The 12,006-nt window shown below is 39.5% G+C and carries 12 protein-coding genes; all 12 read left to right on the top strand.

The features are described 5' to 3' along the window. The 12 genes from menE to EDC24_RS12465 all read left to right on the top strand — a co-directional run bounded on the left by menE (position 1) and on the right by EDC24_RS12465 (position 11,981). Entirely contained in the window at positions 1 to 1,515 is a 1,515-nt protein-coding gene (menE, locus tag EDC24_RS12520) for an o-succinylbenzoate--CoA ligase (protein ID WP_124223144.1), read from the top strand. A 24-nt stretch (positions 1,516 to 1,539) separates the two neighbouring features. Beyond that, positions 1,540 to 2,526 (top strand): 3-oxoacyl-ACP synthase, encoded by a 987-nt coding sequence (locus tag EDC24_RS12515; protein ID WP_124223142.1) that lies wholly within the window; start codon positions 1,540 to 1,542, stop codon positions 2,524 to 2,526. Positions 2,527 to 2,615: 89 nt separating this feature from the next. After that, positions 2,616 to 3,881 (top strand): substrate-binding domain-containing protein, encoded by a 1,266-nt coding sequence (locus EDC24_RS12510; RefSeq protein ID WP_124223140.1) that lies wholly within the window; start codon positions 2,616 to 2,618, stop codon positions 3,879 to 3,881. 92 nt (positions 3,882 to 3,973) lie between these two features. Further along, on the top strand, positions 3,974 to 4,759 hold the full coding sequence (locus tag EDC24_RS12505) for an ABC transporter ATP-binding protein (protein ID WP_124223138.1): 786 nt from the start codon (positions 3,974 to 3,976) through the stop codon (positions 4,757 to 4,759). Further along, complete coding sequence (locus EDC24_RS12500; protein ID WP_124223136.1) at positions 4,725 to 5,435, top strand: ABC transporter ATP-binding protein; 711 nt, start codon at positions 4,725 to 4,727, stop codon at positions 5,433 to 5,435. Before EDC24_RS12505 ends, EDC24_RS12500 begins: the two co-directional genes overlap by 35 nt. A gap of 18 nt (positions 5,436 to 5,453) precedes the next feature. Further along, positions 5,454 to 6,326, top strand: coding sequence for a branched-chain amino acid ABC transporter permease (locus EDC24_RS12495; protein ID WP_124223134.1), 873 nt, complete (start codon positions 5,454 to 5,456; stop codon positions 6,324 to 6,326). Continuing rightward, positions 6,323 to 7,342: a branched-chain amino acid ABC transporter permease gene (locus EDC24_RS12490; RefSeq protein ID WP_124223132.1), complete on the top strand. Its 1,020-nt coding sequence runs from the start codon at positions 6,323 to 6,325 to the stop codon at positions 7,340 to 7,342. The genes EDC24_RS12495 and EDC24_RS12490 overlap by 4 nt, the downstream gene beginning before the upstream one ends. An 11-nt stretch (positions 7,343 to 7,353) precedes the next feature. Then, positions 7,354 to 7,536: a hypothetical protein gene (locus tag EDC24_RS12485; RefSeq protein ID WP_124223130.1), complete on the top strand. Its 183-nt coding sequence runs from the start codon at positions 7,354 to 7,356 to the stop codon at positions 7,534 to 7,536. Positions 7,537 to 7,542: 6 nt separating this feature from the next. After that, positions 7,543 to 8,547 (top strand): 3-oxoacyl-ACP synthase, encoded by a 1,005-nt coding sequence (locus tag EDC24_RS12480; RefSeq protein ID WP_124223128.1) that lies wholly within the window; start codon positions 7,543 to 7,545, stop codon positions 8,545 to 8,547. A 23-nt stretch (positions 8,548 to 8,570) separates the two neighbouring features. Next, on the top strand, positions 8,571 to 9,467 hold the full coding sequence (gene phaZ / locus EDC24_RS12475) for an intracellular short-chain-length polyhydroxyalkanoate depolymerase (RefSeq protein WP_124223126.1): 897 nt from the start codon (positions 8,571 to 8,573) through the stop codon (positions 9,465 to 9,467). Between the two features lie 6 nt (positions 9,468 to 9,473). Continuing rightward, the gene (gene fabG, locus EDC24_RS12470; protein ID WP_124223124.1) at positions 9,474 to 10,217 is read left to right on the top strand and encodes a 3-oxoacyl-ACP reductase FabG; all 744 of its coding nucleotides are present in this window, start codon (positions 9,474 to 9,476) and stop codon (positions 10,215 to 10,217) included. 264 nt (positions 10,218 to 10,481) lie between these two features. Then, positions 10,482 to 11,981: a class I adenylate-forming enzyme family protein gene (locus tag EDC24_RS12465; RefSeq protein WP_124223122.1), complete on the top strand. Its 1,500-nt coding sequence runs from the start codon at positions 10,482 to 10,484 to the stop codon at positions 11,979 to 11,981. Positions 11,982 to 12,006: the final 25 nt, after the last annotated feature.

The following is a 12,006-nucleotide window of genomic DNA, read 5'->3' as shown; positions in this document are numbered from 1 at the left end:
ATGGAAACGATTGATTATTGGATTGAGAAGCGGGCTGAGATCACGCCTCATCGAGAAGCGTTGGTTCACGGTGATAAACGATGGAGCTATTATGAATTAAATGAATCGATTTATAAGATGGCAGTACACCTTAAGGATCAGTTTAATATTGAAGCTCAAGATCGAATTGCGATTTTATCGAATAATAGAGCAGAGTATCTTATGGCTTATATGGCACTTGCTAAATTAGGTGCCATTGTTGTGCCACTTAACATACGCTTAACAGCCAATGAATTGGCCTTTCAAATAATTGATAGTGGCTCAAAAGCCCTTATCTATGAAGGTGAATTTTCAGATATGAAAGATGAAATAGTAACTTTATCAGAAATTGAAAGCGCTTACTCATTAGACCGGTGGGAAGAAGATGAAACCCAAACGTTACCAACCAATTTAACACCTCCTTCTGACATCACGTCACAGTCTCCTTTCGTTATTTGCTACACATCAGGTACGACCGGACGTCCTAAGGGCGCCGTTCTCACTCACGACAACATGTATTGGAATGCCATCAACAATATTACCGCTATTGATATAACATCTCACGACCGGATTATCGTGTTGTTACCACTTTTTCATATTGGTGGGATTGGACTTTTTGCGTTTCCTGGAATAGTGGCAGGTGCGACATCAGTCATTATTGGAAAATTCGACACAGAACAAGCAATTCGAACAATTGAAGAAGAAAAAATCTCGATCGTCATGGGAGTTCCAGCTATTCATGATGCCGTTCGAAAAACTTCCTCATTTAACACCGCTGATTTTTTATCAGTCCGTTGGTTTTATAACGGAGGAGCTCCGTGTCCGAGTGATGTTTACAACGCTTATTTGGATAAAGGACTTCCGTTTGGAGGTGGATTTGGTATGACAGAGGCTTCGCCAACTATTTTTATGCTATCGAAAGAAGATTACATAGAGAAGAGAGGATCAATCGGAAAACCTGTCTTATACTGTGATGCTAAATTAATCGACGATTCAGGAAAAGAAGTTGAACGGGGAGAAGTAGGGGAGCTTATCCTCAAAGGGCCAAACATCATGAAAGAATATTGGAAGCTCCCGGATGAAACTGAGAACACCTTCAAGGATGGTTGGCTTCTAACAGGGGATTTAATGAGGCAAGATGAGGACGGCTTTTTCTGGGTGGCAGGACGAAAAAAAGACATGATTATCTCGGGTGGAGAAAACATTTATCCACTTGAAGTTGAGCAAGTGATTGAATCTTTGCCTGAGGTGGATGAAGTCGCCGTCGTTGGAACAGTCGATCCTAAGTGGGGAGAGGTTCCTTCAGCTTTTATCTCATTCCATGATGGAAAGGCCTTAACTAGCGAGGAAATCACAGCATTTTGCATACAAAGGATAGGAAAGTATAAAATCCCTAAGTATTTTTATGAAGTCGACGAATTACCTCGAAATGCCACTGGAAAAATTGCCAAGACGCTGTTATCACCGGATGCATATGCAGACAAACTATTAGTCTAGTGACAACGAAGGGATGGATACAAAATGATTGGTATTAAACAAACGGCTATTTATGAGCCAGAACATATAGAGACTGCTAAGGAATTAGAGTATAAAACAGGCATTCCAGAAGACGTCATTATAGAGAAATTTGGCCTAATCGAAAAACGTGTAGCTAACGAAGATGAGCATGCTTCTGATTTAGCCATCAAAGCTGGAGAAAAAATTTTAAAGCATGTAGACCCTGATGAAGTCGACGTTTTAATTTATTTTGGAAGTCCACATAAAGATTACCAAGTATGGTCATCAGCCCCAAGAATCCAACATCACCTAAAATTACATCAAGCGTATGCTTTTGAATTGATGAACGTCAGCTCATGTTTTCCGATTGCTTTAAAGGTTGCTAGAGATATGATGCGTTCGGATGATTCAATCCGCAATATTTTACTAGTTGGGGGTTGCAAGGAGTCTCAAATTATTGATTATGATAATCCAAGGTCAAGGTTTATGTTTAACTTCGCAGATGGAGGGGCAGCTGCTTTAATCGGTCGTAATGAAGGGCATGAAATCTTGCAATCTGGCATCATAACTGACGGTTCGTTTTCAGAAGACGTCTATGTTCCAGCAGGTGGAACAGTACATCCGGCCTCTGAGTATACGTTAGAACAAAAGATGCACTACATCGATGTTCCGGACCCGCAGTCGATGAAAGAGAGATTAGATCCAGTATCAATCCCAAATTTTATAAAAGCGTCTCAAATAGCTCTAGAAAAAAGTAATTTATCTATAGATGAATTGGACTGGTTATTACCACTACACACAAAAAAATCGATGTTTGATGCATTAATAAACCAGCTCCAATTAAACGAAAATCAAACGATTTACTTAAAAAGGCATGGACATATGTCGGCTTTAGATCCATGTTATGGCCTTTACTATTTAGGACAACAAGGTGTTAAAAAAGGAGATATTGTATTGGCATTATCCGCTGGAACAGGTTACACATGGTCAGCCACAGCTATTAAATGGTAATCTGTAACTCTTTTGTAACTTCAATGAATTATCTTAAACACAAGCTTTAAGTTTGAATTAATTTTAAAAATTTTAAGGGGGATGTATCAATGTCTAAAAAGTTATTGGGTCTTTTGATCATGTTATTCATGCTAGTTGCTTTACTGGCTGCATGTAATGACGATGGCGGGGACACAGGAGATAGCGAAAACGGTGACGATCAGTCAGAACAAAGCGAAGACGATACGGAAGGAAACGATGAAGCTTCAGGAGAACCAATCAAGATTGGTGTTTTAGCTTCCTTGTCTGGAGCTTTAGAGGCTTATGGAGCTCAAACACAAAAAGGGTTTGAATTAGGTTTAGATTATATGACAGATGGTACAAGAGAATTTAACGGTCGTCCTATTGAAGTAATCTACGAAGATACGGAAACGACACCAGAAGTTGCTACTCAGAAAGCATTGAAGTTATTAGACGATGATGATGTCGATTTCTTAGTTGGTTCATCTAGCTCCGGGGACACATTAGCTGTTACGGGGTTAGCTGAAGAATATGAAAAGATTATGGTAGTCGAGCCGGCGGTTGCGGACAGTATTACAGGAAGCGAATATAATGATTATATTTTCCGTACAGCTCGAAATTCGTCTCAAGACTCAGCGGCTGCAGCGGCTGCTATTGCAGATGAAGGTGTCAAAATTGCGACATTAGCTCCAGACTACGCATTTGGTCATGATGGTATTGAGTCATTCAGACCGTTTGCTGAGGAATTAGGAGCTGAGATTGTGCATGAAGAATACGCACCACAAGATGCAACCGACTTCACACCGCATATCCAGAAGATTATTGAATCAGATCCAGATTATTTATACGTTGTTTGGTCGGGTGCGAATAGCCCTTGGAACCAGCTTCGGGATATGGATTTAGGAAGTCACGATATTAAAGTATCTACAGGTGCACCAGATATCGCAGCGTTAAAAACAATGAATGACTTAGTTGGAATGGAAGGTTTTACAGTTTATTATCACACATTACCAGATAATGAAGTGAATGACTGGTTAGTAGAAGAACACAAGGCAAGACATGATGGTGAAGTACCTGATTTATTCACACCAGGTGGTATGACAGCGGCTATTTCAATTATGGAAGCCTTAGAACAATCAGATGGTAGCACGGATGCCAATGAGCTCATTCCTGTCATGGAAGGTATGAGTTTTGATACGCCAAAAGGTACGATGACATTCCGTGAAGAAGACCATCAGGCGTTACAGCCAATGTACGCGATTACGTTAGTTGAAGATGAGGACCTTGACTATCCAGTACCAGAGTTAATTCGAGTGATGGAACCTGAAGAAACAGAACCACCAATTCAAAATTAATAAACATAAAGAAGAATGAACTTCGGCAACAGTCGAAGTTCATTCTTTACCCATTTAAATGTTACATAAACTTATTAAAGGCGGTGACCTAAATGGAATCTATTATAGAGACTGAAAATTTATCCGTTTCTTTTGGTGGGCACATTGCAGTCAATGGCGTAACGGTTGAAATTGTAAAAAATCAATTTACCTCCATCATTGGTCCAAATGGTGCAGGTAAGACGACTTTTTTTAATCTTTTAAGCGGCCAGTTATCTCCAACAGAGGGAAAGGTTTTGTATAAAGGAAAAGACATCACTAGAAAGTCTACTATTGAAAGGTCAAGGATGGGAATTGGTCGTTCTTTCCAAATTACAAATGTGTTTCCAAATATCACAGTTCTAGAAAATGTTCGGTTAGCTATTCAATCTAGAGAGAATGTTCGTTTTCAAATGTTTCGTCATTTTACTCATTATAAAGCTTTTAAGGAAGAAGCGATTAACATATTGGATACGGTCCTGCTTAAGGACAGGATGGATTCGCTAGCCGTTAATTTATCTCATGGTGAAAAACGCAAATTAGAAATTGCCATGTTATTAGCGTTAAATACTGAACTATTATTGTTGGATGAGCCAACTGCTGGTATGTCATTAGAAGAAGTGCCAGCTATTTTAGATGTTATACAAAATATAAAAGAAGACGAAAATCGTACAGTTGTATTAATCGAACACAAGATGGAAATGGTTTTAGATTTATCTGATGAAATTATCGTGCTGTATAACGGTGAACTATTAGCTCAAGGTAATCCGCAAGAAATTATGGAGAATGAGACCGTTCAGACGGCTTATATAGGAGGGAGTCAAAATGGAGAACACACTTCTGAAGTTGGAACAAATTAATACCCACATTGAACAGTTTCACATCTTGCACAATATTGATTTCGAAGTTCAGCCAGGTGAGGTTACTGTTCTTCTAGGGCGTAACGGTGCAGGAAAGACTACGACGTTAAGAACCATCATGGGTCTGAATTCAGCTACGAATGGAACCGTTCAATTCAAAGGAGAGGATATTACGAAACTTCCTCCTTACCACATTGCTAAAAGAGGAATTGGCTATGTTCCTGAAGATCAAGGAATTTTCTATGATTTAAGCGTAGGAGAGAATATGCGTGTTGGTATGCGTCAGGAAGATGATGCGACAAAGGAGCGCATGGATTGGGTGTTAGATTTATTTCCTGACTTAAAAAAATTCTGGAAAAAGCCAGGTGGTCAACTGAGTGGTGGTCAAAAACAGATGTTGTCGATTGCTAGATCATATGTGAATGATAATGACTTGCTATTAATTGATGAACCGAGTAAAGGGTTGGCTCCAGTTGTTGTTGAGAAAGTAATTGAGTCTATTGAAAAAATGAAAGAAAAAACAACGGTCGTATTAGTTGAGCAAAACTTTTACATGGCAAGTCGTTTAGGTGACCGATTCTACATTTTGGATGATGGAATTACTGTTCATCATGGTGACATGGAACAATTACGTGAAGACGAAGAATTGAAACGTAAATATCTAGGAATTGCGTAAGAAGGAGGGAGTAAGTAAATGGAACTGATTATAAACTTGGCCATAAATGGTATTGCAATGGGGATGCTTTATTTCCTTATAGCTTGCGGTTTAACGCTCATTTTTGGACTGATGGATGTCTTGAACTTTTCCCATGGCGCCCTTTTTGCGTGGGGAGCTTATGTTGGAATTTGGGCGTTTGATGTGACCGAAAGTTTTGTTATTGGTTTAATAGCTGCGATTTTAGCTGGATTAATTTTAGGGTTATTAACTGAATTAATCATTATTAAACCAGTTTACGGAAATCATATTCAACAAATTTTAATTACATTAGGGTTTATGCTTGTTTTAGCTGAACTTCTTAAAGTTGTTTTTGGGCCTGATATAATGGCTGCTTCACGACCAGGTTATTTAGATGGAAGTTGGTCATTTGGCGATGTGACGGTCATTAAGTATCGCGCATTTATCATTTTAATTGGGTTACTAATCTTCATAGGTATTATGCTCGTGCTAAAATTTACGAAAGTCGGTTTAATTGTTCGTGCGGGCGTTATGAATAAGGAAATGGTTCAGGCGTTAGGTATTAATATACGGTTAGTTTTTATTGGTGTATTTATGGTCGGTTCAGCCCTTGCAGCTTTGGGAGGAGCGCTATTTGTGCCAAACAGTGGTGTTGCTTACGCTGAGATGGGAATGGAATTTGGAATATATGCATTTATTGTCGTGATTATCGGAGGTATGGGTAGTGTGCCAGGTTCATTAGTTGCAGCGTTACTCGTAGGGTTATCAGGCTCTTTTATGGGATATTATTACTCCGATTTATCGATGGTTGTGACGATGATTTTAATGTTTATCATACTTATTTTCCGTCCTCAAGGTCTGTTTCAAGTTAGTGGGGTGTCTAACAAATGATAAAAAAAATACAACGATCAACATGGATATATTTAGCCGTTGCGTTTCTACTCGTTCTACTGCCGTTTTTCAAAGATGAACGATGGTTCTTATTTTTAATGATTCAAGTGTTTACGTTCGGGATTTTTGCGATGAGCTATGATTTATTGCTTGGCTATACTGGCATTATTTCGTTTGGACACGCGATGTTTTTTGGAATTGGAGCGTATAGTGTTGGAATTATTTTAGACCGAATGGAAGCCAGTTACACAAGTCTGTTAATCGGAATATTAGTCGCTGCTTTATTAGGTGGTTTGGTATCTTTTATTGCCGGCATATTGACACTGAAGTTGAAAAATCACTTCTATGCCATGCTGACACTTGCCTTAGCGAGTATGTTTTTATTCATTGCTGAGAAATGGCGTTCAGTCACACATGGAAGTGATGGTTTTACATTTAGATTGCCTGAATTACCTGGTCCACTTGAAGACCACCGCAACATCACGATATATATGTTTTGTCTCGTTATGATGGTACTCATTTTCTTTGGCTTAAGGCGTTTAACTGAATCGCCATTAGGAAAGATCTTAGTGGCCATTCGTGAAAATGAAGGGCGAGTGGAATCGCTCGGATTCCGTATTATGCCGTATAAAGTCATCATAAGTGTCATTTCAGGTGTGGTCGCAAGTTTTGCAGGTGTGTTATATGCAATTAGTATTCGTTTTGTCGGAACGAATGTATTTGCCATTGATGTCACACTAGATGCGTTATTAATGACTATTATTGGTGGTGTCGGAACGTTAGTTGGTCCAATCATTGGAGCGGGTATTATTGAGTTTGCACACCATTATTTATCATCTTTAGCAGATGTCCATTGGATTTTTGAACGTTGGATTATCTTATTTGGAATTGTCTATATTTTAGCTGTGATCTTCTTCCCAGCTGGTATTGTAGGAACAATCAAAGCCAAGCTTCATAAACGTAAACACCGTAAAATTGAAGCTAAACAACAGAATGCTGATAAAATGGCAAGTTAGGAGGAACTTTCATGACCAATGATTCTATTACATCCTTTGTTGTTAGGTGCCAGCATGTATCGGAAGTAGATTCACAAATCAAAGTAAAACTCACTCATGTTCAGAGTAATAAAGACATCTATTTTGACCAGTTGGAGGATGCCTTTGACAGAATGAAAGAAATCGTCTCCGACCAAGAGTTAGAAAAGAGGTGAGGTGTTGTGCAGGTCGGAATCGTATCAATTGGAACCTATATACCAAATTCATTTATGACTTCTATGGAGTTATCAGAGCGATCTGGAATTCCTAAAGATGTCGTGGAAAATAAGTTAGGAATTAAGCGAAAACCCATACCTTGTGAAGGTGACCACACAGCAGAGATGGGCATTAAAGCTGCACGACAGGCTTTTAAAGGAAGCGAGGTTAACCCTGAAGATATAGATTTAGTTATTTATATTGGAGAAGAGCATAAAGAATACCCCCTTTGGACGGCCAGCATTTATACTCAGGAACAATTAGGTTGTTACAACGCCTGGGCATTTGATGTTCAGTTGCGTTGTGGAACCGCCATTATGGCAATGAAAGTTGCTAAAGATATGATGTTGGCCGACCCTAGAATAAAAAACGTTTTACTAGCTGGCGGGTATCGTAATGTAGATTTTATAGATTACGAGAATCCGCGCACGCGATTTATGTACAACTTAGGCGCTGGTGGAGCTGCTATGATTTTGCAGCGTGATTATCCAGAGAACGAATTACTCGATAGTACACTTATTACAGATGGAACTTTTTCAGAAGATGTTGTTGTCGTCGGTGGAGGAACGAAGCAGCCGATGTCGAATGAAATATTAGAGAAGCAATTATATCAGTTGGATGTTTTAGATCCAGAGGGTATGAAAAAGCGTTTAGAAGAGAAGTCGATGCAAAACTTTTTGAAAGTCATTCGGGATGCCGTAGAACGAAGCGGATTTGTTGAATCGGATATCGATTACGTAGCGCTTTTACACATGAAGCGCTCAGCGCATGAATATGTTTTGAACGAACTAGGTTTATCGTTGGATCAATCTATTTATCTCGAAGACTATGGACATATTGGTCAAATGGATCAAATCATTTCATTAGAATTAGCCCTAAAGCAAGGTAAGGTCAAGGAAGGCGATGTGGTTGTATTTGTCAGCGCAGGCATTGGGTATGCTTGGGGAGCCAATGTCATTCGCTGGGGTTAAATAAATGAAAAGGGTGATGTTGAATGATTAAAGTAGGAATGAATCAAGTTGCTTTACCAAATGGAGAGACAGTCACTTACCGCGAGAGGGAAGGCGGTGAGGCGGTTGTGTTAATGGTCCATGGTAATATGACATCATCGAAGCATTGGGATGTGCTCATCGAAGCTTTGGATCCTAAATACAAACTCTATGCTATTGATCTACCAGGTTTTGGCGAATCGACGTATAACCATACGATCACGTCTATTAGAGATTTAAGTGAGACGGTTAGACAATTTGTTGATGCGCTAAATTTAGATGTTTATGCCCTTTTAGGCTGGTCAATGGGAGGCGCGGTTTTACTGCAGTATTGCGCGGATTATGATGAGCCTGCTGAGAAGCTTTTGTTGTTAGCTTCTGGCTCAACACGTGGCTACCCGTTTTATGGTACAGGTCCTGAAGGGTTGCCTGACATTAATAACCGCCTCAAGACTTTAGATGAAGTCCGTCAAGACCCTGGACGTACACAGGCCATGCAAGGGGCTTATGATCGTAAGGATAAAGAGTTATTAAAAGCGATTTGGAATCATTTGATTTATACGAATAAACAACCAAGTCCAGATAAGTATGATGAGTACTTAGAAGACATGTGTACGCAGCGAAATTTAGCCGAAATCTATCAAGCTTTGAATATATTTAATATCAGTCATCACGATAATGGATTAGGAAAAGGAACAGGGGAGGTCGATCAAATTGATATACCTGTTCTCGTCATGCATGGTGAAAATGATTTAGTAGTCACGAAACCGATGACGGATGAAATTATAGAAGATTTAGGAGACCGAGCGACTTTTGTTAATTTAGAAGGTTGCGGTCATTCTCCATTAATCGATGATTTAGAACAACTCAAAAACACAATCGAACATTTTTTAGAAAGGTGATAACCAATGGGACGTTTACAAGACAAAGTAGCCATCATAACAGGGAGCGCTAATGGTATCGGTTTACAAGCAGCCGAACGCTTTGCCGAAGAGGGAGCGAAAGTGGTATTAGCAGATTTTGATGTGGAAACAGGGCAAAAACGTGAGGAACAATTAAAAGAACAAGGCTATGATGTAGCGTTTATTCAAGTCAATGTTGCCGACCGAGATAGTGTAGATCACATGGTCGATGAAACAGTTAAACAATTTGGAGGCGTTGATATTTTAGTCAACAACGCTGGCATTACGCGCGACGCCATGTTATCAAAAATGACTCCAGAACAATTTAAACAAGTTATTGATGTAAACTTAACTGGAGTCTTTCATTGTACACAAGCAGTCTTACCGCATTTAGCAGAACGAGGTAAAGGGAAAGTAATCAATACCTCTTCTGTATCAGGTGCTTACGGCAATGTTGGTCAATCTAACTACGCCGCAGCAAAGGCCGGCTTAATAGGACTGACCAAAACATGGGCCAAAGAGCTAGGACGTAAACAAATTAATGTCAACGCTGTCGCACCAGGTTTTACTGAAACTGCTATGGTAGAAACGGTACCTGATCATGTCATCGATGGTCTAGTTAATCAAGTACCAATGGGGCGATTAGGAAAACCTGAGGATATAGCTAATGCCTACCTATACTTAGCCTCAGATGAATCAGATTATGTTAATGGGCACGTACTACACGTCGATGGTGGTATTATGATGTAAAGATGAAGCACTACAGAACGAGTTCTGTAGTGCTTTTTCAATTCTTGAAAAAGAGTTCTATTCCCGAATAGAACGCTCTAATTCCCGAAAATAAGTGTTCTATTCCCGAACAGGACGTTCCTATTCCCGAAAGTGGGATCTCTATTCCCGAATAGGATATTTCAATTCCCGAAAATGCATCCCCTATTCTCGAACACACCTGTAACTCTTTTGTAACCCTTTTTTATAAGATGGAAGTATCAGTTATGAAAGGGGTTGGTGAGTGTGCATCCGGAAATTGATTGGATCGGGAAGAGAGCACAACTATTTGAGGACGATATAGCTGTGATTGATGCAGATACAGATACAAAATGGACGTATAAGGAAATGAATGAGCGTGCTATTCAATTAGCAGTTTATTTAATAGATCACCAAGTAGAAAAAGGTGATCGAGTTGCACTGTTAGCCCCTAACCATGTCAGTTACTTTGATTTTTTATTCGCTTGTAAAAAAATCGGTGCGATCTTTGTACCGCTTAATTGGCGTTTGGCTCAGGAGGAATTAGAATACGTCATCAATGATGCGTCACCTAAATTTATAGCCATTCATGATGAATTCGAGCAGACTCATGAATGGATTGAGTCGAATTTAGTAATACACCACAATCAGTATATTGACCAAGTCCCGACGACTGAAAAACTGGAATTGAAACTGAAACTTCCTTTTGTTGATATTGAAGAAAAAGACCCACTTGCGATGATTTATACGGGTGGTACGACTGGTAAACCAAAGGGTGCCGTATTAAGTCATCAGTCTATTTTTTGGAATGCAATTAACACCATCATTAGCTGGGATTTAAATCAACATGATTGTACGTTAACGACCATCCCAATGTTTCACACAGGTGGCCTGAACGCCCTTTCGACGCCAGTTCTTCTAGCTGGTGGCACTGTTGTGTTACGTTCGAATTTTGATCCTGAAGAAGCAGTGGAAGATTTAATAAGGTATCGATGCTCCGTGGTACTTTTTATCCCAACGATGTATCATATGATTGTCCAAACAGACGCCTTTCAAAACTCAACGTTCCCAGATATGAACGTATTTCTTTCGGGAGGAGCACCATGTCCGTTAACGGTTTATCAAGCTTTTGAAGAAAAAGGTTTAAAATTTAAGGAAGGCTATGGTTTAACGGAGGCAGGACCGAACAACTTTTATATTGACCCTGATGTGGCAAAAACTTTACAAGGATCTGTCGGGCGTGAGATGGTGTTTAATCAGATAAGAATCATGAATGAAGGCCAAGAAGCGGAGGCAAATGAAGTAGGAGAGCTTTGGCTTAAAGGAAAGCACCTATTTGAGTATTACTGGAATAATGAGGATGAAACCGATCAAGCCTTTCATGATGACTGGTTTAAGACAGGCGATTTAGCTAGAAAAGATGAAGACGGATATGTCTATATCGCCGGTCGAAAAAAAGAAATGATCATCTCAGGTGGTGAAAATATTTACCCACTCGAGATTGAGCATTGGCTACAATCGCATGAATCTATTAATGAGGTAGCGGTAGTTGGCTTACCACATGAAAAGTGGGGCGAAGTTGTAGCAGCCTTTGTTTCACAGAAAGGTGGAGAAACTCTTAGTGAAGATGAGCTTAAAGACTATTGCCAGAAAAAATTATCGCGATATAAAATACCGAAACAATTTCACATTATAGATGAACTACCCAAAACCCATGTAGGAAAAATTAATAAAAAAGCGTTAGTCAATGAACAACTTAAACAATAAAGGAGCTTGAGAAACCAAGCTCCTT

Source organism: Aquisalibacillus elongatus, from assembly GCF_003843875.1.
Classification (GTDB): Bacteria; Bacillota; Bacilli; order Bacillales; family Alkalibacillaceae; genus Aquisalibacillus; species Aquisalibacillus elongatus.
Note: the sequence above shows the minus strand (reverse complement) of the source record. Positions and strands in the feature narration are given on the sequence as shown.